Raw genomic sequence first — 24,699 nt, forward strand, 5'->3', positions numbered from 1 at the left:
TGTTAATATCCCTAATAGCTCACTTTCATTCAAGATTAAGCACACAGATTTACAGGGACTTGCTCGGCAGGCATACTTATACCTTATAAATAGACAGTACGGGGAATAAGATGCCTTCTCATATGGGAGTTCAGCGTTTTGCCACTTCAAGAAATGCTCAAACGGAAACTTTTGTCGAGTTTATTCTTGAGCTTTTCTGTGAATCTTTGCGTCAGAAAAATCGAGTGCAAAACTTCCAAGTTGAAAGTCAAAAACATTTTGTATCAGATATCGCTTCCGACGTATGGGATCATTTTGTAAGTTATTTTGATAATTACTTAAATAAAGAAATTGAGATTTGGTGCCAGACCACGTGCTATAAAGGTAACGCCAATGGAAAGCCTGAGCCCAACAAAACATATGAAGTCAGGGAGACTTTAGTCGAGGCCATCTCATTAAGAGAGCATATTTTAAGAAGTGAAAAGCTGGCTCGAACCGTCCATTTTACCGTTGGTTCAAGAAAATATACATACAATTGGTTCTCTCCCGTAAAAGAAAAAACATTCGATAAATCAATATATTTAGAGTTAACCGATACAGATATATTTGAAGAGATCGCTTCTTGTTTTGAAGGCGCCTGTACCGAGCTTCAAGTTAAAGAGAATATAAAAAAGCATATCGAAAATGAAACGGAATTGGGACTTTTAATTAAAGATACGTGCTTGAAATTGATGAGTTGGGCTACCACAGAAAAGTACTCAGCCCAAGGCAACGCTGACTCTCAATATGCGCTGGTTAGCAGTAATTTAGCCAAATACGAAGCCAAACTAGAAAGCACGGTTCTTAAATCAAAAAATGCAGGCGTAGATATAAAGAAGACGTGCAATGATGTAGTTTATGGGAAAGAGTCAGCGGATCCTATAATTAATAAAACAGTTGACCTGTTACTTGAAAAAAAGCCATTTATTAAGACGGCTAAATCATTTCTTTCTAATTGGCACCGATTCTCTGATTTGATTTATCAGTACGAGAAGTCGTCACGGGATTTAAATGATTTTGTCACATCCTTATGGACTGCTGAGAAAAAAGTTCGGCTGATAGCAAGACGGCTTTTGATGCGAGTCGGCGCAAGAGAGTCTATCAATTATGTGCAAGACGTCGATATAGAGGGCATTACTGAGCATAACTTATACAGCGGAAATCATGATGGCTATAAACTAACAGCGATAATAACACATGTTGTTAGCGAGCTCCCATATACATCTACCAAAACTTTAGCTAGTGCTTTGACCTCTAGAGAAGCAAAGAAACTCATTCAATCCGCTGTGTGGTTTGAAGCAAGGAATGGTACGAGCTTAAAACCTAGCTTTGACTATATATCCTTAGCGTTGGAATCCCAAAATTTTATAATACAACCTGCTAACGTTCTAACTGATAAGCCATTAGGGTATCACGCTCAGTTAGCGGAACAGGGAGAAGTTGTAAAGCCTTATTCAAATCTTAAAGTCCTACTAAATTCAAACGGAAATCTACTCGCATTTTTAAAAGGTAAATATTTTAACCCGCCAGAGTTTCCTAGAAGATGTAAAGAGGAGGCCTATGTGTCACTCACATTATCCCATGATTATATCGATGACGTTTTCAACCGAAGCGTCGATGTTCCTATAATAATGTTCATCGACATGCCTACCAAATTTTCCCCGCCAGAATACGCCTTGAAAAGGTTGATGGCATTCGGATGGCGTATTGCATTTAACGTAGATGACATATTGGAAATTATAAGTGAAAAGTGAAGTTCAAAACGCTGCGATAAGAGAGTTCACGGAATTTAAACGTTTCTTGGACATTGATACAGCTTTAACGCAGTCAGTATGGCAGTCAAAACTGTCTACAGGGAAAACTCTCGAATTTATTAGTTTACTCGGAGTTATGCGGGAGCTAATGGACGGAAATTTAGACCTTTGTACTTCCGAATATCTTTCTAGAGCTCCCGAACTTATGTATTTAAGGAACGAAATTCCCCATCAACACAGCGCACAGGCTGGACACGATGCTTCGGTATCCTCGGATATTTCGTTAAAAGACAGGTTTCATGCCGCACTGCTTCCGAAAGCCGAGTTTACTTTAAATAATAATAATTTTATGGTGTTTAGAGAAGGTAATCCTTTACACCTTATTGACGCCGTAACGTCCGGGCGACCTATGTACAAAGAGAGACCAGATTTGGTTATTGTTGAAGGGAAGATCACGATCAACTCTGATAATAGCTCAGTTCAGATTATTCATAGGGATAATAAAGGAGAATTACTTCAAGCCGATTTATCTGTAAAGAATACTAATCTTATCCCTTTGAAAAGTTTTTCTAAAACTGAAAACTATATGGTAACCACCCGAGCAATTTTCGAGTGCAGTGTATCGAAATCTCAGTCTCACGTAGACACGCAATTATCGCATTATATCTCTATATTTGAGACAGACTCCTTTTGCCCCTTTTCATTATTCATACATGGGGGTAAAAAGACATCGTTAACTCGCTCGACAGTTCTAATTGATATGAAAAATATAGTAAATAGTTTCTCTTCACATGAAGTTAGATCAGGTTTGAGAAAGTTTATCAAAAGCGCAATTTTATAAGTAATCGAAGATTCTTTTAAATAGTTTATATGCAAATAATGGGGGCACTGCGTTCCCAATTTGTTTACTTTGAGAGTATCTCGTTCCCTCAAAAGACACCCAATCTGGAAACGTTTGCAATCTCGCTTGCTCTCTAATTGTAAGCTTTCGAGTACCCTGAAGAAGGTTTTTCTTAGCTTCTATGCAACGCCTACTTTCAACATTGTCAACCCACGAAGGTGGGCGATGCCTAAAATACTCCTGAATTTCATGATTTATAGGTAAATATGAGGTACTTTCATCTGGCGCCGGTCCGGGGATAAATGCCGATACCGCTGGCTCGAAGCACAGTGCAAACTCGTCCCCTCGAACTCTCAGCGTATAAGCTGGCTCAGTGTGCGCACACCTATTCCTTGGGCCTCTCATCTGAGCATTTGCGCGATGTGAGAAGTAGTTCCCTATCGGTAAGTTTAGATCGTTGATTGCATCGTTCACACTAATGTAGTCAGGCAAATTAGGATTAATTAAAGCTTCTTTTTTGGAGTCTCTTTTCTTGAACTCTTTGTCAGGCCATTGGAATGACACACCACAATTGTTTCCAACGAATATAGCTCTCTTACGTAGCTGTGGTACACCATGCTCAGCCATATTAACAATTTTATAATCTATTTTATAACCAAGGGCGCTAAAATCTTCTAGAATCTGCCTTAAAATTAAGCCGTTACCAATATTGGTTATACCTTGTACATTCTCCATTACAAACCACTTTGGTTGGTAGTGCGAGACGGCTCGGACGAAATCTTTGTAAAGATGGTTTCTAGGATCATCTACAAACCTTAGCCCTCGAGCTAGAGAAAAACCTTGACACGGCGGGCCACCAATTATGACGTCAACATTTTTAAATTTATTACCAGGTTTCCATGTTTCTATATCTCCTAAATAGACATCTGGAGCGGTTGGAAATATTTTTTTATATGTGGCGATTGAATCTCTATCGATATCAACCGCTCCGGCGGGCATACCGCCAGCCATGAGAAAACCAATACTCATTCCCCCTGCGCCGCAGAATAAGTCGATACATTTTGGTTTCTTTGCCTCACTGTAGTTTATATCTATCATTTATTTGCTTTCATTATATAGTTTATCAACAAGTCTATTTAGCTCATGTTCTTTCGACAACGACATACCGTTGTTAACGATACTAATTACAATTTTATTAATATCCGAGACGATATCTGAGCCTTCCACTATAGCTTTAGGTATCAACATTTCTTCAATATGGTGCTTTTTAAAACGAAGCCTGCCTTTATTAGTCGCATTGCCGATACTTGAGTAATTATTTAGATAGAAATTCCAAGCAATTTTGCTATTCAGAAGACCAAGCAATGCTAAGTTAGACGTATCTATTACAAAGGTTCCATCTAAGTTGATGGAGTACCTTGTTTCCAAAGAAAACCTACTAGTTGCGCTTATATCAGGAAAAACGATCCGACTCTTTCGAAATACTGGGTAATAGGAACAAGATCGGAGTGAATACCATTCACCACGTCTTTCCCTGTTGACCGATGTCAGGTGGACTCTATGCTCTTCAAGAAGTGACATGATTTCTTCAGGTATACTTACGGTGCCTTTTGGAATAAAAAGTAAAAACTTACCACTTTCTTTTGATTGCCAAGAGGACAAATCCCTTCCCTCCATGCAGGGAATAAACCATTTTGACTTAAGATCAGCGCTTAAATGTTGTATATCTTCAGCTTTATATACATAGGCTTTTTTATAAGCAGGCCGAATACCAGAGTATATTTTAAAGCCCGCTTCCTTTAAAGTCACAAGGTTGTCATGCTGCGAGAAATCGTAATCGGACTCCTTCCGGCTAAAAGTCCATTTTTTTTCTGAAGTACCACCTGCTATTTTAGTTTCCCATTTAACTTCACTTTGCTTCAAACTAATTAAATCATCTGATTTTTTTAAATGGCTATATTTGAAACTAGAACCGTCATTGATCAATGTGCTTTTATTTAACCAATAAATAGTAGTATGGATATCGGCATTTTCGAATATCTGCAACTCATCTAAGTCTATTAATTTCCGTAATCGTGCAGAATGATATATTTTTTCCCTTAATTTATCGGCTGATTTTGTTCTAAAAAAGCCAGCGGGCGAAATGAAATTCAAAACTCCATTGTCTTTGAGAGCTTCAAGCGCATTAGAAATAAAATAGAAATACAAATCGGCGGTTCCCGTGTAGACGTCTGGATACTTGTCTTTTAAAAAAATTTTTTTATTTTTACCAATTCTTGTAGATCTGACATATGGCGGATTACCAATAACTACATCAAACCTTTCTGGATCTAAATCAAGTAGAGTTTTTCTCTCAGTGTAAATGCTTAATGCGTCTCCACAGAAAATGGAAAACCGCCCACTCTCAATATACTTTTTAAAACTAATGCCATAATTTTTTAGCAGTTTTTTAACGACTAGAAGTGAAAGAAATACGCCAACAGGAGACAGCTCACGGGCTCTTAACTTTGGAAGCGAATCTACCGATATTTCTCGATTGTTATCCAAATATTTCTTTATGATCGCCTCAAGAAAAATTCCAGATCCACAACAAGGGTCGTACCAACTTACATCCTTTTGGCTAGCACCGATAAGCCCAAACGATTCAGCTACCATATACTCCGCTACAAAATATGGTGTACAAACAATACCATTAGATAATCTGAGTTTCTTTTCGCTAGACCATCTAACGTACATATTATGAATTTCATGGATAGTGTAAGGATCGACATCAGTCTCTAACGCCAGCTCGTATAGCTGACGATCATTCATCGAATGCAACGCAACGTCAATTGAAAGTACATCTCTCACCATCATTTTTTTAACCTAAAAGCCTTACTATTAGTTAGCCATAAAGTTTAGCTGAGTTCTTTTCTCTTCTGCTTATATGAAACTTACTACCATTGAAGCAATCGCTATGTGGTTTTAAGATTCTCTCGAAAGCCTGTAAATTTTTTTGAACCATACGCGTGCACTCCACTAATGCACTGTTTATTTATCCAGTGGTTTGCTATGCTCATACTACCTACTTGAAGCCGAAAGGCAAGAGTGCGTAGCATAAATTTGTGGCGAATATGGCGCAAGATACCTACAATATTGATGCTGCCGTGAATCACGGCTTTACCGTTCATTTAGCCCGCTGACGGGGCGCCTTAATTCTCAGGCAATAGCTAATAACGTCAGGGATCATTTTGGTTAGCATCTATCTTCGGGTGCAAGCATCAAATCGAAATGCGATTTGGCACCAGGGCTGATATAGTGGGAGCGAGAGCTGACCATCGACTAAACCGAAAGTTGTGGCTTTAGACTCCGTGCAAAATACCATTTAAGCTTTTTGATAAGAACTATCATGAGGCTTCAGACGCTTAACGTTTTTAGCCTCTTGTTCATACGCTTTGTGTCGAACATCCCATAGTTCAACGGCGTGCTGAATGTTTAACCAAAACTCGGGTGTATTACCGAACGCGGCTGCTAGTTTAATTGCCATCGGAGCTGTCAGAAATCCTTTGTCATGGGCTATTCGGCTAAGCGTGTTACGGTGAACGCCCATTGCTTCTGCTAGTTCGCGAATACTAACGTTCATAGGCTCGAGGAACTCTGTGACGAGCATCTGCCCAACCGTTATTGGGCGGCGTTGTGTCGTTCTCATTGGTACTGACTCCTTTTAGCTTAAAGCCAATATAGCATTTTTGCACAATCATGTTGTGCGAAAGCTAAGATAAAACTAAATTGTACATAATTATGTATATTATTCTGTTTGTAATTAAGTGCATTTTATGGCTATAATTTAATCAGTCTAGTAAATGTGGCGAGGAAAACCATGAACACACAAACAATATTGGCTGAAAAAACAGTATCTGCCAGCGATGTACGCAAGCATCCCTGCCAGTATTTTGAAGCTGAACCTGTGGCGGTACTCTCCCACAATAAAACCGCTGGCTATATGGTGGGTGCCGAATTATTTGAAGCTATGGTGCGCCAGTTGGAAGCCTGTAACCCTAAAGTAGAATCCCTTTTTAGGCCGACAGCAGCGCGCCTAAAGGCTATTAGCGCCGACGCAGAGAGGCTTTTAGCTGAAGCGAAAAAGTCTGACCTGGATGACTTTGAAGAGTGATTAGGGTTTTTAAGAGCAAACAGATTCGTCAGCAATTAACAGATACGGAACTGGATGCATTAGTTAGAGACTTTAAACGTTATAAAAGTGGTGAAGGCGTGCCCGACTTTTTCGGGCGCGATGAACGTTACGATCACCCCGACACTTTTCCCGTTCTTCGTGACAATGAAGTAATGCACTTGCATCTGGAAAACCCCGATGAGCCATGGCCTTTGCATTGCATTCAATTTTCTAAGAAAAGTAATACCCACTTGGTTTATTGCCCTGCTGCTATGACTTCTAACTGTTACTTACTCATGGTGATTTTAGACCCGTCAGCACACAATAAAGCCTGGAGTAGTTCGGTTATGCTGCCTTTAGGAACAATGGCAGAGAACTTCAGAAATAAGTACTAAACCCGCCGCAGCACATCCAATATCCCCTGGTCTCGGGCTTTTTGATCGGCCGGTACGTTAAAGTATTCGTTAGCTTTTACCCGCTCTTCCCAAAATTTTACAAAGTCCATGGGCTCGCTGGGGTCCACTTGTTGTGACTCGGGGGTATGGGTTTTATAGAAGTGTGTTTTCACGAACTGAAAGCTCATGCGGCTGCGCTGTTCCCATGATATTACGCCTGCTTCGTGGAGGTCTTTTGCCAACAAACTCATGTCATCGGGGGAGATAGCCCGTGGGTCATATTTATTGGCGATTTCCGTGGGAATGCCATTGCTGGTAACGGAGGGCTGACTCGAATTACCTTCCTCAGCCTGACGGCGCATGGCTTCCTCAAACAATTGATCACGGGCTTTAATAAGGCTTTCAAGCTTGTCTTTTTCGTCTTTTGTCAGGCTAGACTTACTTTCCAGCTCTTCAATTTTCTGCTCTATTTCTTCAAGTTGTTCGGTATCCACACCCATGCGGTTAAGCACCAAGCTGCGGTAGGCTTTATCGATAAAGGTTTCATCATTGCCTGGTGTCGCTTGTTTCGCCTCGGGTGCTGGCGGCTGCTCCGCCGGACGGCTCTGTTGTGACGAGCTAGTCTGATTTGCGGCCGAATTCATTAAGCTGCTGACGTTCATATCCCCTCCTAGCCCTTTAGCGGCAAAAAACGGCAATGACTTGCCGAGATTCTCGGGCATTGGGTAAATATCTGTTAACAGAGCAAGGGATGTGCCAGTTTGTAGTGCAATAGACGCGTATATCTATGTAAGCGAATGACAGCGTCGGGCCTGATACCTTCTTTTATCCCTCATAATAAGCGTTATATACGATTTAAGTTGTCATTTGACAACTATGTTCTATTGGTTTATTTTTTTATTCGCGTGGGGGGAGCAGTGAGTAGGCCGAGACACCCTAAAAAGGAAATTGAAATAGCGCTACGTTATGCAGAGAAGAACGGGTGGCGAGTTGAGCACAGAGGAAAAGGGCACTGTTGGGGTCAAATGATGTGTAAACAAAATAGCTCAATGTGTCGGTGTGGTGAGTTCTGTATTACATCAATCAACAGCACACCGAGAAATGAACAGACTCATGCTAAACAGCTAAAACGAGTCGTGAACAACTGCATTTATTCAGGAGGTAGCGACAATGAATGATTATGATTTCACCTTAAAATTTGTCGTGCCTGTTACTATCTCTTCTGACGAAATTGCCGATAGTCTATATGGTGGCGATTGCGACGATGCGATTATAGGAGTGGGTGTACCAGGACGACTGGCGCTCAACTTCATGCGAGAAGCGGCTTCCGCTAAAGATGCTATAAAAAGTGCAATTTCCGATGTGCAAAAGTCACTTCCCCAAGCGGTTTTGGTTGAGATAGGGCCGGATTTAGTTGGACTGTCTGATGCCGGCGAGCAACTTAAGATGAGTCGCCAGTATCTGCGCAAAGTTCGCGACAAAGAATTAGCCAAATTTCCCCTGCCAATGCATGAGGGTAACCCGTCTTTGTGGCATTTGTATCATTTGTTGGAGTATTTTAAGCAGGAAAAACGCAAGGCTATTTCGGAAAACGACATGGAAGTGGCAAAAGCGGCTATGTTATTAAACTACGAGCACCAAAAGCAGCGGGTTTACTAATCTTTCACTGGGCAAACGGCTGAAAATTTCTCTTGCTGTGGGTTAGTTACTAGCAACTGACTGCAAATATGAATAAAACCACGCGTCAACGCCTGTAAAGTAGCCGCTTTCAAGTAAGTTAGCGTACATTTATAAATTTTTTTGAAAAAAGTTTTGCATCCGCAGTGTGGCTGCGGATACGTCATTATCCTGTGTGGTGTTCAACCAAATTACCGCAATGGAGATATGACATGGCTTTAACTACCTCTCAGAAAAAAGTACTTCTTAATGCCTATTACAGCAGTTTCAATCAGGATATCCGCGATAAGATACTGTCAGGTACTCAGAGCAATGATCGTCTTGCGGCGTGCCTAGTTCACTTAAAAGGTGAGTGTGAAGTTAACCGCCATACGCGTCTTACTATGTTCGATCTCTTCAGTTCAGAAACTGTGCTATTCGGTTTTAGTCTTAGAAATATCATTATACCGGATATGAGTCGCGCTACTTCTAAACTAAAGGAATTAGGAGAAAACGCGGCAATAAAATATGAGGGGTACGACTTTTTCGATTATCTTGCTGACGTTAAGAGTTTTTACAAAAAAACAACGGCAGAGGGAGAGTTAAAGCTTTCGAAGATTGCTGACTATTTCGCTGATCGAAATTTAAAGCAACAGCCGCAAAATGAGTTTGACCAGGATACATTCTGGAATGATGATTTTGGAGAGGGAACGGTCACTGATGCGGCGAACGACCTATTCGACTTTTCTGAAGAGCTACTAGAGTCGCCAACTAAACAAATTAATAGACTCAGCTATTTGAACATCGCTGAGCTTGTTAAGTCCGGTGATTCTGAAGTGCAAGAGTTATTAAATAATCTATGTTGGATGTATCAAGCTAAACAGCAAATGGACGAAGACTCGTCTGATAAAAATGTTGCTTTCATCGATATCGATCTGTTTATGGCCGCGGCATCAGGCTGTATCGGCTTGATAAGCGATTTAGCCGTTGCTTTTAAAAAACAGCCCTTTTTGGTTGAGTTTCCGAAAGAGTCTACAAAACTTAGAGAGCGGCTTCTTGACGTGGTGGATGAAAGAACGACAGAAACCGTTACAAACTCCGTTCGTGGTGCGAGTAAGCATTGGTTCGCTATTGCTGAGAATAAGCACAAAGCAAAGCTTGGCCTGGATTGGGAGGTCGATGACTTATTGAGAAACCTGCTGACAAAAAGCAATGATGGAACAATTAGCTTCTGCGTGGGCGATATCGAACAGCTGCTGTGTTCATGTGCTGAGTTGCGAGCGCGTTTTTCTCTTCCTGAGAATAAAGGCTTGCTGATACGGTTTATCGAAAACAACCTCTTGCAAAACTCAACTCCTGTTTTACAGCAGGCCAAAGCCGCCAAGCAGACACTATATAAGAGGGTAATTGGACAAACGCAGGCCGTTGAAAGCGTATCTTCAGCTTTGTCTTCATTGATGGTAAGTGGTGGAAATCAACATCTGGGAGTATCAACGTTTTTGGGCGAAAGCGGCTCGGGAAAAACTCACCTTGCGGAGTGTTTTGCTAATGTTTTTACCGAGGAGCTGTCACTTGATTATCAGTTTCTTGTAATGAATATGGAGCAATATTCAGACAAGCGAGATGTATCAAAGCTGTTCGGATCTGGCTCTCAGTATGTTGATTCGGCTTTGGGAGACATCACACTACCGGTCGTGAAGAAACCTCGTACCATTATCGTTTTCGATGAGATTGAAAAGGCTCATAAAGAAGTCATTCAGTCGCTATTAACGCTTATTGATAAGGGCGTTGCTGAAGATAGAACAACTGGCCGTAAAGTCGATTTCTCTCTTTGCTACTTTGTATTTACTACCAACATAGGTAGCGACGATATCAGTAAGTTTTCATCACAAAATGAAATGGATGTGATAGAGCTTCTTACGCGGAAAAAGTCGAATTCGGACAGAGTGCTTTCTCCTGAGATGGCCAATCGGCTAGCTGCTGGTAACGTCACGATATTCAGACCGTTGACTGCGGGGAGTTTGATAAAGTTAGCAAAGGCTGAGGCAGCGAAGGTTAGAACTGAGAGCAATGTGCGCTGGCCTGAAAGCGCAGAAGAAATTATCTTAGCGACTTTAGGTGGAGCGGCAACACCGCGAGCAATAAAGGGGCAGTTACAAAAACTCAAGGGTGAGTTTATTAGTGAGCAACTGGATAAGCTGGATAGTAATCGAGTGAGCTTGCTTAATAATATACGATTCTCTTCCAACCGTATTATCGAGGCGGTTCCTGTACTGGTAAGTTTCATAACAAAAAATGAGCGACTCCAGTCATATCAGAGCAAAGAGTGTGAAATCTGTAACGATACAAGCTTGTATTCTGTTCGCAAACAACTGGAAAGCGACTCAGACGTCGTTGTAATCGATGAGTCTACTCTCGATGCAGAGGTTTCGGATGTTGTTAAGCTACTAAATAAATATCGGGAGAAAACGATTCTGACATTAGGCGCCGAGGGAGTTACGCCATTGCTGAGCAAGCCTTGCGCTGGCGCATTAGTCTTCGAGCATTACATCGCTTCTGGGCGCTCTGTAAACGGAACGACTCAAACAATAGTGATGCGTGCGCAGCATATCGCCCGTCTGCTCAAATACGTTCAAACGGCTTTAAAACGCAATGAAAAAGTGGATTATGCTTTTCGATCTAAAGTGACTGAAGAAGGTATTGAAGCAACTATTAACCTGCTGGACAGAAAACAGGTGGTAAGAGCCGAAGATGCTGATCTTCCGTTTATCAGCTTTGCGGGTAAGCCAAAGGGAGCGCTTTCAGAGGTTATTGGGCAGGAAAATACCAAGAAGCGACTGAAGCTCATAGTCGAGATGCTGAACGGGTCGAGCCGTAGAGGTTCTAGCAATATACCAATACCAAAAGGGTACCTTTTCGCAGGGCCTCCAGGCACCGGAAAAACACACATGGCGCGCAGCCTGGCCGCAGAGAGTGACATGTTTTTCTTTAATGTTAACGCCTCAGATTTATTGATAGGCAATGCTGTTGATAATGTAAATAAGTTGTTCGATGTGGCTGTACGCTATGCGCCGTCAATGATTTTCATTGATGAAATTGACTCAATCGCAATGAGTCGAAAAAATGCCACTCAAGGGGCGACTGTTGTGGTTAATTCGTTGCTTACTGCGCTTGACGGCTTTCAACAAAAAGACGGTAAAGTGTTTGTAATGGCTGCGACCAATAACCCACAACAGTTGGACCCGGCGTTAACCAGGGCCGGGCGCTTTGACCGCACCATTTTCTTCGACGCTCCGTGTAAAAAGGCGCGTGAAAAATGTATTCGAGCTTGGTTCGAGAGTAATCATTACAGGTTGGATGATACTCTTCTGAATGAGTTGGTAACTATGCTTGAAGGCGCCACCATCGGTCGAATCAGGGAAGTTTTTAATAACTCTGTTCTGACCTCTATGAGCGAGGATATAGAATGGCAGCCCTCAGTGCTGATTGAAGAAATTCGCTCTGTAAAATTGGGGGCTGTGAGTCATACAATGGTCCAGAGTAAGCAGCAAATCCAAAATACCGCCTATCATGAGTCTGGGCATTTGGTTGCACACAAACTTCTATTACCCGATGTGCCGGTCGAGTTCGCATCTGTACAACCCCGGGGGGCTGCTCTTGGAATGGTGGTTCCGGGTGCATCTGACAACGAACCGGTATTATCAAAGCAGAGAGTCAAAGCTTACCTACAGATCTTTTTAGCGGGTATTGCTGCAGAACATATGTTGGGCTTGACCGGAGACTCTCAAACAATAGGTGGAGCTGATGACCGCAGGAAAGCCACCCAGCTCGCTAAAAACGCTATCCTGAACTGGGGAATGTCTGATAACTTTGGTTTTGCTATCCCGTCTGAGCTATCTGTTGATGAGTCGACAGTGAATAATGAAGTCAATAACTGGCTCCAGGATGCCTTTGAAACAGTATCGGCGCTTTTATCTGAGAATAAGTCGTTGCTTGATGCGATTAGTGCGGAACTCGCAGAAAAAGAGCAGTTAGATAAGCACGATATAGAGCGCCTTTTTGGGAGTAAGCCAAGCCCGCACATTGCGCTCTAATCCATTAACTTACAAAAAACAGCCTTTTTATTGAAGTTAGTGTGGCTATTAGTATAGGTTGAGGAGAACTATTGGTAACCGTTAAGTAGACTCATATGCCTGTGCTGCACAAGCGATATAGACTAACTCTATTAAGTTGTTTTTCTCTAATTAACTCAACCTCAATGGCAATCAATAATGTCCTACTACAACGATAACGCTCAGGATTTTTTTAATGGGACGATAAGTGTCGACATGTCGCCCTTATACAGGGAGTTCTTACCGTTGTTACCAGAGAAGTCGAGAATTCTGGATGTTGGGTGCGGCTCGGGACGTGACAGTAAAGCATTTAAAGATACTGGATATGATGTTTATGCTATAGAACCGAGTTCAAACCTTGCCCAACTTGCCGAGAGAGTTATCGGAGATACCGTCGAGGTGACGACGATTCAAAAGTTCCACCCCGGCTTTAATTTTGACGCTATTTGGGCCTGCGCCTCATTACTTCATATTCCAATGGCAGAGTTAAGAGGAACGTTTTGTCATTTAAGTGAAATACTTAAAAAAAGAGGAATTATATATTGTTCTTTTAAGTATGGTGATAAAGAAACTCTGCGCGGTAAAAGAAAATTTACGGATTTGAATGAGGCTCTACTGGTAGAGATTTTGCCCCCACCTCTCAGTATTTATAAAACTTGGGTAACCTTTGATATAAGGCCAGACAGAAAAGAGCAATGGCTCAATGCACTTTTAATTAAGGATTGATATGGAATTTACAAATGAAGATTTGTTCAAAGGGATTGTTTTATTCGGTTTAAACGCAGCGACTTATAAAATGTGCCTGGCACAGACTTTATTAGACGCTGCTAAACGCCAGTCAAATACTATTAGTTGGAATGACTTAGCATCTGATTATTTTGATATTTACCAGAAAAGACTTGCCACTGACTCGATGCCACAGCAGGGTAACCCGACACGGCTTACTAAGATGGAGCGTATTGAATCGCCACTGATTTGCTAGACACCTCATAGCCATAGATTGGAGTGGACCGAGAATAAGAGGCATACTTACTTGATTGCTTTATTGGTTTCATCGCCCTCATAATAAAAACCTTTATCGAAGCCACCATTTTTTAGTCTCTTGTCTTCCGCAATCTTCAATAGTTGTTCTTTGCTAAAGCCTTTGCACTTGGCTAATGAAAAGATTACCTCAACCATATCTGCCAATTCAGATACGGACTTAGCCTTATCTGTTTCTGCAATATACTCCCCATGCTCTTCGACTAATTTTTCCTTCAACGCATGCATGAGGCTTTTCCCTTGCAACTCCTTAATAATAGGAGTACGACCTTCATTTTTGATGATTTTAGGGATTTTGTCTCTGACTAACTTTTTCGTTCGCCTAAAATCAGTTTCATCACTGGCTCTTTTAGCCCGGTTGCACTTGAAACAAAGGGCTTGTAGATTTTCTTCAGAATGAACATCAATCCAGTTACCGTCTTTTTTAACCTTGCCGTTTTTGTTTTGAGTGGACTGTGGAACAATATGATCAATGTCAATTGGCCTTAATGAGGAGTCAATGCCACATAGCTCACACTTCCCATGCGAGCGCTTTAAAATTTTGTATCTGAGTGACTCATTGGCCTGAGGTGTTTTTTCTCGGTTCCTTTTTTTGTCAATCCACTCTTCAATTTTTTGCTCACAAATACCAACTTCATGTTCCACATTACCTGAATCAACAAGTTCGGCACCCAAACGAAAGACTTCACCCTCTCTTTCATAGGTTATGATGCCATGTTTAGATAGTATTTTTTTTGGCCAGCGCATGACTATCTTTTTGTAGTAATCGAGAACAGATAAGTCGTATCTTGCTAGTGCAACTGCCAAGTCTGTTTTTGAACATTTACCATTTTTTAGTAGCAATTCTTTAATTATCACCGGTTGATAAACTTCTGTCATAGACATCTTTTGGCTTAAAAATGCACTGAGCTTAGAACTCATTTTGATTCCTCGTAAGGTAAGTAACTAAGACCACCCTCGCCTAATAGGTGAGGGTTCGTGAGCGTCATTATTGACGCGATTGTTAGACTTTGATGGTTGAATTAATGAAGTATCTAATATAGTTCTAAATATATCAGGAGAGCAACCGCCCATGATTTTAGCTTTGAATCGATAGTGAATAATGAAGTCAATAACTGGCGTCTAAGATGCTTGTGAGAGAGTATCAGCGCTTTTTGGGGAGTGCACATTGCGCTCTAATTGATTAAGTTATAAAAAGAATCGCCTTTTTATTGAAGTTAGTGTGGCTATTAGTATAGGTTGATGAAAACTATTGGTAACCGTTAAGTAGACTAATATGGCTATGCTACACAAGCGAGATAGACTCATTCTTGATTTATTGCGAGAAGAGCCGCGATCATATTCTGAGTTAGAACTTTTACTGAAAGAACAAGGGCTTATTTACTCTAAACGGAGTATTGAGCGCAGACTGCCTAAGTTGAAGTTACAAGGTCACCCAATTGTTAAGCGTGAAAAGGGCGAAGGTAAAAAGCAGCATATTTGGAAATGGCAGGAGAGACCTTCCGGTGTAGCCGTCGCAACTGACAAACAGCAAATAACAGAAGACTACCAGGCGCTAGCGATAGCACTGGCAGAGAGATATTGGTCGATTACAGCCTTGCCAGAGCGTGAGAAATCTTTATCGAAACTTTTCGAAGAGGCTCGTGAACAATTAGAAGATAGTGAATCGCGTGAAGCTCGTTGGTACAAAAAAGCACGGGCTGTGGAGCCATCACATTGGTTGAAGGAACCAAAGTTAGATAAACGAGTGTTTGACTGTATTTGTTATGCATTACTACGCGAAGAGCCAATAATAATCACCTATAAATCTCATGGTAGAGATACGCCATACAAAATCACTGTTACTCCGCTGGGTATTTTTTTCAGAGGTAGAGTGGCTTATTTAGTTGCATATGATCATGAGCGTCAAGTTACTAGAAACCGTCCCATTTCACGTATTGTGGAGGCAAAATCAAAACTAGGATCGGCTATTATTCCGAAAGGTTTTGATATCGATACTTATATAAATTCACATGCGGGATCGATTACTTATGGTGAGCCAATTCGCTTAAAGGCTGTAATTTTTGAGTCTATTGAGCGCGAGATAGCCGAGGCACACTTAGGTGAAAACCAAACTATTAAACCTTATGGTCGCGATGAGAGGTTTAAACTACTTGAGGTGAGCGTGCCTTACACGCTTGACTTAATTCAATGGCTATTAGCGCGAGCTGCTTATTTAAAGGTGCTAGAGCCAATTGAATTTAAGAACAAATTCGAAGAAGAAATTAAGCGAATGTATATAAATGTAATGAGCGAAGCACCAGAGGTGCCGATAAAACTGAATTTCGGTGGATAATCATTAGCACTACTTTATGACAAAGACTGTCGCGTTACTACTAATGTTTCCGCGTAGCTTTTGCAAGGTGCATTTGTTTGCCCTTCATCGTTGCGTTGATTTCCTCTCTCAATAGAAGCATGCTTATGCTGTGCCTTTGTAAACCCACGCGTAGCTGAATAAGAAGGTTTCAGTCCCTCAGAAGTGCATACTTTAAGGTCTCCTAATAAAAATTAGCTGTAAATTGAATGGTCTAGTCAAGAAAAGTTGCCTCGTTCTAAGCCGAGTTAGCCGTTAAAAAGTGCTGGGCGACTTCAGTTTAAGAGAAAACCCGAAGGAGAAGTCAGGCGGGTGTATATAAATCTAGTAAGCGAAGATCCGAGCAAGCTCAAAAACTGAATTTCGGCTGATAATTGACCAACTTACCTTACGACAAAAAATGTCGCTTTCACCTGTTAGTATTTCCTCGATGTTTCGCAATAGCTTTTGTTAAGTGTATTTGAACGCCTTGATTTAGCGTTGCGCTTATATTTTCTAAATAAAAAAGAGACTCGTTCTGCGAGTTGGGAAGATACCGAGCTCGGCTTCGAAAAGATTCACGAACTTAAAAAGTTGGATGAGACTTATAAATTCGAAGCTGTTTGTTCAAAAGCGTACATGACAGATAAGAGGTGAAGATGAGCATATTCAAAAAAGCGAAAAATGATAAGTCACGGTCTCAGTTCAATGCTGTAGAGCTGGCAAAAGCTATTCGTGTAATTAAAGCGAAATATGGCGTGAGCGAAGAACTGATTCGTAACTTGTTGGATAACGCGCATGAGTTTGATCTTAACAAGTACACCTGCTCAGCTCAGCGAATCATAGACTTTTGGGACGATCATTGCGCCGAACAGTTTGCGCATGATTGTGATGAGTACGGAATTGCGGCCTAAGTCGTTGTAGTCATTAAATCATTTTTCCTGGAGGGTCTTTTATGAATCAGTCAGAGCGAAGAAGAGCTATTGAAAACCAGCATCTCTCAACACGCCGTTCAGTGACAATCCCAGCGCTGGCATCGATTTTCAGGGTGGCAGAGAACACGATAAAAAGTGATTTGTTATTTCTTGAGAGTCATGGCGTTGCTGTATGCGAGAACCCGAATGGTAAGCCGCAACGGTGGTTCGCAGTGCGATCAAAAGATGACTTAGAAATGACTCTTGAGGTGGCATGCGCAATCAAACGCATTGAAAAAACGGCAAGAGTATTGCTTCCTAAAGCACTCTTCCACGAGGTTGAGTGCCTTTTCAACGCAGCGAATGATGCATATCTAAGCAAGCAAAAAGTGAATCATCGAAGCAAAGTCATACGGTATGACAACAGTGTCTCTGATATTGACCTCATGAAACACCTACATCGGGGGAAAATAGCAGCGGACACGTTGGAAGAAATTAAGTCCGCCATTTACACCGCAAATATGTTGCGTCTTGAAATTGATGAATGTGAAGAGGTACTGGGCGATGTGTCATTGGTTGAAGTTGATGAGCAACTGTTTCTGGAAGGGAATATGTGTGGTGTCAGTGGAAAACTGCAGCGATTTAACACCCGAGATGTTAGTTCCGCAGAAGTTATTGAACGACCACTATTTAGATCTGCGAGAAACCGAGCCGCATGACGTTTAAAAAAACAATGTAAATATTCACGTGTTGTTTAAATGTTAACTGTATTTTGGTAGAGTCCCTTTCGATTTAAGACAAGCGAGTGTCCGATGAAAATTAAAATATTATTGCTTTCTTCACTATTTTTACTGCCGAGTTATGCCTCTGCTGAGCGGACAAAGATCGTCCCGGAGTACCTTGATGAAGAAGGCAAGGGGGTCAACGATAAACGGACTCTGACTTTATCTGACGGCACTGAAACGACCGTTGGTGAGTTTCGGAAAAATACCATCGAGTATGTTGTACGGGCTATGTCGCTCCAGTTCAAAAATGAAGTATCACTTGCCTGGGGCGTTAAGTTTGGTCCGTTAGACGGCTATGGAGCCTTAACATCAGGTCCTTCTTTCTCAGTGGTTGATGAGCGCACTGAAAAGGACGAATTCGGGATTATGCAAGAGGGTCGGCATTACCCCTTAACATTGACGGCGGCGTTAACCGGAAAGCAAACAACGGATTACGACAATTACGGCGAAACTACCTTTGTCGACCGCGATGATGACTTCTTTTTTGACGACATTTCCGATAGTACTGGTTTGCCCTTGTTGGCAACGGTGGTTTATCACGAACTGACCCACTTTTATGGTTTTGCTGATACAAACTGTCTGGGGGGATGCATTCCAGAGGATTACTCGGTCAATACAACCATGACAGAGCTCCTTCGTTATAACCAGTCTGGGGAGATCCTGTTGTACGACAACATGGATATTGATACTCGAATAGCTGCGGGCAAGAGCAGTGGCGATTTGTTGCTATCAGGCTCAGAGTCCTCGCAAAATGCGTTTGTTAATGAGCTCGCTGGCGGTATTCAAACGCATGACGAAAAAGCCTACGTCGAAATGCTATCAGAGCCACTTTCTGATGGTGGTTATGACCCACAGGTTGGCTCTCACGTGTCCAACGACGTTCAACCGGCTCAATTAATGCGCTCTAGCGTCGCGCACACGACTGACTTAGGTGTTGCCGCATTTATGCTGTGTGATATCGGCTGGTGCCGTAACGAGGGTGAGGTGATTGACCTGTCGGCTGCTGCGTCGATAAACGAAAATGCATCAACGGAGAGTGAGACTCACCTGGTCGTCACCCTGACGAATCAGACGAACAGTGCAGTGGATAATGTCATTTCAAACATTCGTTTTGATGCAAATTATCCTGAGCTTTCGGTTGATAGCGCTAACTCCTGCGAAGTTTCAGAAACGGGCTTGTCCTGCACCTTTAATTTTTCCGCGCTTGAAGAGAAAGAAATACTACTTTCTGTTGGAGCTTTGTCTGAAGCGGGCTATCAAATTGCCGGCGAGATTTACTCTGACGATTATGATGTCGACCGTGATGGCTTTAACAATATCCTGGATACGACTCTGACCTTCCCATCTGAAGAAGATACAGGTGGTGATGGTGGTAACGACAATAATGATGACGGCGACGACGGTACTGATGGTGGTGATTCAGGTAGTGGAAGCGGTGACAGTGGAACCACTCCCCCAGTTAACACAGAATCGGCAAGCGGTGGTTCATCGTCACTGTTTTTCTTCTTAATGCTCGGACTGGTTTGGTTACTGAGTTACGGCATACCGAAAAGAAAGTAAGTCCTGACTAACAAACAACATTCCTCAATATAAGGATATTCCAATGAAAAAACTGTTCCTTACGCTGGCGGCTGCCGGCGTGTTATCAGCGTGCGGCGGTGGCGGCTCTGAATCGACACCTCAACTCAGCGTGTCCATCGGCTCCATTAGTAGTATTGATGAAAACTCTAGTGAGTCGGTATCTGTCTCGGCGTCTGGCGCGCAGGGCAGTGCGGAGTTCAGTATCGATGTAAATGGCCCTGATGCATTGAGTATCGACACGAGCGGTGTTTCAAGTAATGGCGGCAATGTTCAGTTATCACTTGCGGAAATTTTTGAAGATGGTGATGCAACCCTGAGTGTCACCGCCAGAGACAGTGAAGGGCGAGTGTCAACAAAGACAGCGTCTATTTCTCTCGTGAATGTTTCGGGGTTCGATAAGATTGAAACGAGCACGACGGCTTCATCAATAGCTGAAAACTCGGAATTAGAAATTCCTTTAAGCTATTTGGGTAGCCGCGGGACAGTGACGACTAATGTCACAATGAACAGCGCCGGACAAAATACGGTCAGTCATTCGGTATCGACGACAAGCTCTGGGGTATTGCTGACATTCACAGCTGATGAGTTCAGTTATAATAACCACCCGGTAACAGTTGAGGTTCAGGCAACGGATAGCGAGGGTAAATCTCAATCTATTGCATTTGAGCTAACAACCGAAAACACTTCTGGAAGCGCGTCACTTCAGAGACTTCAGTCTCTAATGTCGTCGGCCCAGGGTGTTATGGAGTTATCCGAGCAGGCGCTTTTAGTTGAGCGGTTAGAAGAGCTCGCTGTTTTCTTTAATGATAGCTACACAGTACAAAGCCCATCGCTACTTTCTCAATTATCAACTGAGGTCAGCTTTGAAGACGCTCGCGCGCTTGAGGACTGGCTGAATGACAGCAATTATCTGGTTCATGAGTACAATACGGGCGCTGCGATGGAAGCCAACTTTCCTGTGTTTTTCGATAATGCCATTCCGTTGATTGAAAATTATCTTGGCTCGATCAGTACCGTACTGCAGGCGTCGATCGAAGCGGCCGCACCGATCACCGGCAATATTGAATTGACAGACGTTTATGTTAGTGAGTCCGGAGCGACTGTGTCGCAGTTGGTCGGTAACCCTGCTTTAGGTGAGTTTCAGGAAGAAACATGGGTGTTTAAACCCGCTTTTGAGTTTCTTGAAGCTATTGCATTTCCAGAATCACAAACTTGTTCACGCAACGACGAAGGTGAAGCATGAAACATACGTTCAAATTTTTATCTGTCAGTGCGTTAGCCTTTGTTAGTTTGCAAAGTGCAGCGCAGCCATCAAATCTAGACCTGGTGAGATCAGCTAACACAGTTCGCTTAGTCATCAACGCTGTTGGAGCGCCAAAAGCTATGCAGAGCAGTGCAGATGTAAGCTTTTCCGAAAACTGCGTTTCGACACCTGATGGCGCAAATGAGTGGTGCCTGAGCAGTGAAAAATCACAGCAGCTTAATGATATGAAAAGCGCGAGTGCAGACATCAAAGGTGGGTTTGAGGTAATAGAGCTGCAGAGCTACGGATATAGTGCTGAGCGTATTGCGGAGCTATTAAACGAATCGGGGAACTTCGGGTTAGTGGAGGTAGATGCGATCACATACACCGACCCTGGCATTGTCAGTAGCGCTTCAAATTCAATGGTAGGTAGTCAGTCAATAAATGACCCGGCCTTTGGCGAATACCAGCTTGATTACTTCCAGAGTGCGGATGAATCACCTTCAGGCTCAAACATTTTAGGCCTTTGGGATGCCGTCGGCATGGATGCAGTGACTACGGTATCATCGCCGGTTGATTTGATTGTTATGGACTCCAGCTTTGTTGCAAACCCGGAAACGCCATACACAGCAGGCGGCCGAAACTTTTCGACTACCGCTCTTGAGCAAGGAGGACCTCAGCAAGAGCGTGGTGGTAACTACCAACCACCTGCCGAATTAGAGGGACAAAACTGTGGCTCTCATGGGTTAGAGGTTGCCAGTATCGCCACCGCGTTAATGGATAACGGCAAAAATATGTCAGGAATTACTAACAATGCGAACGTACACGCTATTCGTACTTTGACGTGCGGTACTGGCTTCTTAAGTGACTCAGCGGATGCCCTCGACTGGTTGGCGGGAAAATCGTTCGAAAATGTCGAGCCATACACCGGTGCTGCGGGGGTTGTGAATATGAGCTTTGCTTCGCAAACCATGACATGTCCTCAGTTTATGCAAGATGCCGTTAACCGTGCAACTGAAGCCGGGTTTACTCTGGTGGCCGCCGCCGGTAACTCGGGCGGAAAGGCGTCTGAGTATGCACCTGCAAACTGCGACAATGTTATCTCTGTGGGGGCTTTAGACCGCGACGGCGAAAAAGCGAACTTCACTAACTCTGATGAAAGCATTGATATCATGACCCAGGGTAAGAGGGTCGCGGTGGTTTGTGGTGACAGCGAGTATGCTTGCTACGGGCAAGGTACATCGTACTCGGCCCCTATGGTATCTGGTGTGTTAGCTGTGACCAAGCAAGTAACATTAGCAGATAACCAGCTATTGCACTTCGCTCTGGAAAATAGTGCTCGAAAAGATACGTTGGGTCCTTCTTGCGGTGATGGCAGTTGTGGCGACGGATTAATGGATGCATTCGGTGTTTATACGATTGCTCAGCAGGCTCAAGAAGGAGAGCTCAATCGTATTGAGCATGCTCTGGCTGACAAGGATGAGTGTGAGCAACAGTGGTACATCGATCATTTCGGCAATGAGGGACGTCTGTGCGAAATGTACAAACTCACCTTTATGGGGGGATTCCATAAAGAAGGGGTAGAGTACAAGTTGGTCTCAATTCCAAAAGGTGGAGATTGGGAAACAGAAACCCCTGTTGTTGAAGGTCAGTTCGCTCAGCCAGTCGTGACTTTAGAGAATATCGATGCAGAATCATTCGATTATGGCATGCAAGTTTGTGAGAATGGCACCTGTGAAGCTACCAACGTTATGAACACAGAGTTAGCTTTATTAGAAGCCAAGCCTGCTGTGTGCACTGAGTAATTGAGGTATCTGTGATCTTTCACTGGGCAAACGACTGAAAATTTGTTTTGCTGTGGGTTAGTTACTAGCAACTGACTGCCAACATGAATAAAACCATGCTTCAACGACGCTCAGGAAAGACCACGCCGTTTAATGCCGCAACGCCGGACAGTGATGCGCAGCGCGATCGTGCGCGAATCATCCACTCTTCGGCGTTCCGCAGGCTGCAGTCGAAAACTCAGGTACTGGGTGTGGGCGACAACGACTTTTATCGTACGCGGCTGACCCACTCGATGGAGGTTGCTCAGATTGGCTCAGGTATTTGTGAGCATTTAAAGCAAACTTATGCTGATAATGACGCTATTTCGCAGCAAATCCCGTCTTATTTTCAAATAGAGGCGACCTGTCTGGCGCATGATTTAGGGCATCCGCCGTTCGGTCATGGCGGCGAGGTTGCGCTGAACTATCACATGCTGGGTCACGGCGGTTTTGAGGGAAACGGGCAAACGCTACGTATTTTAAGCAAACTCGGCGAATATTCTGAAAAGCACGGCCTGGATTTGACGCGGCGCACTCTGTTGGGTGTGTTAAAGTATCCGGTGCTGCACAGCGAGGTACAACAAGCGGGTTTAACTACTGACACTCCGTTGAACGCCTTTAAACCACCTAAATCGATTCATGATGATGAAAAAGACGTTCTGGAATGGGCTTTAGAAGAGTTTTCGCCCCACGATCGCGACAAGTTCCGCACAAAAACGGAGAAAGACGGCAAGCGACGCTCCCAATTCAAAGCCTTCGATACCTCGATTATGGAACTAGCCGACGACATTTCTTACGGCGTGCATGATTTAGAGGATGCGCTGGCGCTGGGCTTGGTTACAGAAAGACAGTGGCGCGAAGATGTGTTGCAATTGGCGCAGGAAAACAGCCCTTTCATAGAGGAAGCTTCCTTTTACAACGACAAGCTGTTCTCGCCGGACAGCCGCGACCGCAAACACGCTATTAGCAAGCTCATTGGTTATTTAGTGCCGCAAATTTCCGTTGAACGGCAGCAACAATTCGAGCACCCGCAACTGGATTTACAGGCAACACTACCTGCAGAAGCTGAGCATACGCTGGAATTACTAAAAAGCTTTGTCTTCAAGCATGTGATTCGTAGCGCCGAGGTAAAAGCCATGGAGTTTAAAGGCCAGCGCATTATTATGGCGTTGTTCGAAGCGTTGAATGATGCGCCAGAGCAGCTCCTGCAGCCATCGACATTGCAAAAATACCAGCAGGCGACGAACCCAAAACGTGTCATCTCTGACTATATTTCCGGAATGACAGACCACTATGCTCGTAAGCAATACAGCCAACTTTTTAGTAACGGGAGTGAGCAAGCATGACAATCTATTGGATGCTATTACTCGCTTGGGGGGCGGGCTTGATGGCCTTCCTGGGTGGGACAATCGCTTACCTTGAGGGCTCAGCAAACACCGTTACTAAACGCGAATTTGTACATGGAATAACAGCTTTTGGTGGCGGTATTCTGATGGCCGCGGTTGCTTTCGCGCTGGTTCCCGAAGGCATGAAAGAATTGAATGCGTGGCAGTTAGCGCTTTTGTTCGCGCTCGGTGGGGTTAGCTTTGCGATTGTTGATGCCTGGCTAGCCAAACATGGCGGCAATGTCGCTCAGTTTATGGCGATGTTGCTCGACTTTCTGCCAGAAGCCATCTCTCTGGGCGCACTCTTTGCGGTCAGCCCAAACACCGCTATTTTACTCGCCGTATTTATTGCGGCTCAAAACTTACCGGAAGGCTTTAACGCGTATCGCGAATTGCGGTTCGCACAGTTAAGTACTAAAACCGCATTGGCAGGCTTACTTGGCGTGTCGTTATTTGGGCCGGTTGCCGCCTTGATGGGCTACTGGTGGCTGCGCGATGCACCGGAAATTACGGCCATGATAATGAGCTTTGCGGCAGGTGGCATTCTTTATTTGGTGTTTCAGGATATCGCACCCCAAGCGCGTATGCGCCGACATTGGACACCATCGCTTGGCGCTGTCTTCGGATTTATCGTTGGAATGCTGAGTAAACAGTTGTTGGGATAAT

General features: G+C 43.3%; 21 protein-coding genes. 16 read left to right on the plus strand and 5 right to left on the minus strand.

Features of this window, described 5'->3' with window-relative positions; genetic code table 11:
• Positions 1–110 precede the first annotated feature (110 nt).
• Both CWC33_RS05970 and CWC33_RS05975 read left to right on the plus strand, forming a co-directional pair.
• On the plus strand, positions 111–1,772 hold the full coding sequence (locus CWC33_RS05970; protein WP_100691192.1) for a hypothetical protein: 1,662 nt from the start codon (positions 111–113) through the stop codon (positions 1,770–1,772).
• On the plus strand, positions 1,762–2,613 hold the full coding sequence (locus CWC33_RS05975) for a hypothetical protein (protein ID WP_100691193.1): 852 nt from the start codon (positions 1,762–1,764) through the stop codon (positions 2,611–2,613). Before CWC33_RS05970 ends, CWC33_RS05975 begins: the two co-directional genes overlap by 11 nt.
• On the opposite strand, the gene CWC33_RS05980 is transcribed toward CWC33_RS05975, so the two are convergent.
• From CWC33_RS05980 to CWC33_RS05995, 3 genes are all read right to left on the minus strand, one after another.
• Positions 2,608–3,711 carry a DNA cytosine methyltransferase gene (locus CWC33_RS05980; RefSeq protein WP_100691194.1) on the minus strand — a complete coding sequence of 368 codons (1,104 nt, stop codon included), beginning with the start codon at positions 3,709–3,711 and terminating at the stop codon, positions 2,608–2,610. The two genes, CWC33_RS05975 and CWC33_RS05980, sit on opposite strands and share 6 nt — an antisense overlap.
• Positions 3,712–5,469 (minus strand): Eco57I restriction-modification methylase domain-containing protein, encoded by a 1,758-nt coding sequence (locus CWC33_RS05985; RefSeq protein WP_100691195.1) that lies wholly within the window; start codon positions 5,467–5,469, stop codon positions 3,712–3,714. It abuts the gene before it with no gap.
• Between the two features lie 508 nt (positions 5,470–5,977).
• Entirely contained in the window at positions 5,978–6,301 is a 324-nt protein-coding gene (locus CWC33_RS05995) for a HigA family addiction module antitoxin (protein WP_100691197.1), read from the minus strand.
• Positions 6,302–6,472: 171 nt separating this feature from the next.
• On the opposite strand from CWC33_RS05995, the gene yafN reads away from it, so the two are divergent.
• Together yafN and CWC33_RS06005 are read left to right on the plus strand one after the other, a co-directional pair.
• The gene (gene yafN / locus CWC33_RS06000) at positions 6,473–6,766 is read left to right on the plus strand and encodes a type I toxin-antitoxin system antitoxin YafN (protein WP_100691198.1); all 294 of its coding nucleotides are present in this window, start codon (positions 6,473–6,475) and stop codon (positions 6,764–6,766) included.
• Complete coding sequence (locus CWC33_RS06005; protein WP_100691199.1) at positions 6,763–7,161, plus strand: type II toxin-antitoxin system YafO family toxin; 399 nt, start codon at positions 6,763–6,765, stop codon at positions 7,159–7,161. Before yafN ends, CWC33_RS06005 begins: the two co-directional genes overlap by 4 nt.
• Here the strand turns inward: CWC33_RS06005 and CWC33_RS06010 are convergent.
• Positions 7,158–7,883 carry a hypothetical protein gene (locus CWC33_RS06010; protein ID WP_232709857.1) on the minus strand — a complete coding sequence of 242 codons (726 nt, stop codon included), beginning with the start codon at positions 7,881–7,883 and terminating at the stop codon, positions 7,158–7,160. The two genes, CWC33_RS06005 and CWC33_RS06010, sit on opposite strands and share 4 nt — an antisense overlap.
• Before the next feature lie 448 nt (positions 7,884–8,331).
• Here CWC33_RS06010 and CWC33_RS06020 point away from each other — a divergent pair, with 448 nt between their 5' ends.
• From CWC33_RS06020 to CWC33_RS06040, 4 genes are all read left to right on the plus strand, one after another.
• Positions 8,332–8,820, plus strand: a complete 489-nt coding sequence (locus CWC33_RS06020; protein WP_053953442.1) for a hypothetical protein — start codon at positions 8,332–8,334, stop codon at positions 8,818–8,820.
• A 230-nt stretch (positions 8,821–9,050) separates the two neighbouring features.
• Positions 9,051–12,911 (plus strand): AAA family ATPase, encoded by a 3,861-nt coding sequence (locus CWC33_RS06030; protein WP_100691202.1) that lies wholly within the window; start codon positions 9,051–9,053, stop codon positions 12,909–12,911.
• Between the two features lie 177 nt (positions 12,912–13,088).
• Positions 13,089–13,655 carry a class I SAM-dependent methyltransferase gene (locus CWC33_RS06035; protein ID WP_100691203.1) on the plus strand — a complete coding sequence of 189 codons (567 nt, stop codon included), beginning with the start codon at positions 13,089–13,091 and terminating at the stop codon, positions 13,653–13,655.
• Position 13,656: 1 nt separating this feature from the next.
• Positions 13,657–13,911: a hypothetical protein gene (locus tag CWC33_RS06040; protein WP_100691204.1), complete on the plus strand. Its 255-nt coding sequence runs from the start codon at positions 13,657–13,659 to the stop codon at positions 13,909–13,911.
• A 47-nt stretch (positions 13,912–13,958) separates the two neighbouring features.
• Here the strand turns inward: CWC33_RS06040 and CWC33_RS06045 are convergent, their stop codons facing one another.
• Positions 13,959–14,891, minus strand: coding sequence for an HNH endonuclease (locus tag CWC33_RS06045; RefSeq protein ID WP_100691205.1), 933 nt, complete (start codon positions 14,889–14,891; stop codon positions 13,959–13,961).
• Positions 14,892–15,246: 355 nt separating this feature from the next.
• Here CWC33_RS06045 and CWC33_RS06050 point away from each other — a divergent pair, with 355 nt between their 5' ends.
• The 8 genes from CWC33_RS06050 to CWC33_RS06090 all read left to right on the plus strand — a co-directional run bounded on the left by CWC33_RS06050 (position 15,247) and on the right by CWC33_RS06090 (position 24,698).
• The gene (locus CWC33_RS06050) at positions 15,247–16,305 is read left to right on the plus strand and encodes a helix-turn-helix transcriptional regulator (protein WP_100691206.1); all 1,059 of its coding nucleotides are present in this window, start codon (positions 15,247–15,249) and stop codon (positions 16,303–16,305) included.
• 656 nt (positions 16,306–16,961) lie between these two features.
• On the plus strand, positions 16,962–17,216 hold the full coding sequence (locus tag CWC33_RS06060) for a hypothetical protein (RefSeq protein WP_100691208.1): 255 nt from the start codon (positions 16,962–16,964) through the stop codon (positions 17,214–17,216).
• A 41-nt stretch (positions 17,217–17,257) separates the two neighbouring features.
• Positions 17,258–17,935, plus strand: a complete 678-nt coding sequence (locus CWC33_RS06065; RefSeq protein WP_100691209.1) for a hypothetical protein — start codon at positions 17,258–17,260, stop codon at positions 17,933–17,935.
• 93 nt (positions 17,936–18,028) lie between these two features.
• Complete coding sequence (locus tag CWC33_RS12680; RefSeq protein WP_198511834.1) at positions 18,029–19,561, plus strand: hypothetical protein; 1,533 nt, start codon at positions 18,029–18,031, stop codon at positions 19,559–19,561.
• A gap of 43 nt (positions 19,562–19,604) precedes the next feature.
• Positions 19,605–20,825, plus strand: coding sequence for a hypothetical protein (locus CWC33_RS06075; RefSeq protein ID WP_100691210.1), 1,221 nt, complete (start codon positions 19,605–19,607; stop codon positions 20,823–20,825).
• The gene (locus tag CWC33_RS06080; RefSeq protein WP_100691211.1) at positions 20,822–22,630 is read left to right on the plus strand and encodes a S8 family serine peptidase; all 1,809 of its coding nucleotides are present in this window, start codon (positions 20,822–20,824) and stop codon (positions 22,628–22,630) included. The genes CWC33_RS06075 and CWC33_RS06080 overlap by 4 nt, the downstream gene beginning before the upstream one ends.
• Positions 22,631–22,713: 83 nt before the next feature.
• The gene (locus tag CWC33_RS06085; protein WP_232709858.1) at positions 22,714–23,994 is read left to right on the plus strand and encodes an anti-phage deoxyguanosine triphosphatase; all 1,281 of its coding nucleotides are present in this window, start codon (positions 22,714–22,716) and stop codon (positions 23,992–23,994) included.
• Positions 23,991–24,698 carry a ZIP family metal transporter gene (locus tag CWC33_RS06090; RefSeq protein WP_100691212.1) on the plus strand — a complete coding sequence of 236 codons (708 nt, stop codon included), beginning with the start codon at positions 23,991–23,993 and terminating at the stop codon, positions 24,696–24,698. Before CWC33_RS06085 ends, CWC33_RS06090 begins: the two co-directional genes overlap by 4 nt.
• Position 24,699 lies beyond the last annotated feature (1 nt).

This window comes from Idiomarina sp. X4, assembly GCF_002808045.1.
In the GTDB taxonomy this organism is placed as follows: Bacteria; Pseudomonadota; Gammaproteobacteria; order Enterobacterales; family Alteromonadaceae; genus Idiomarina.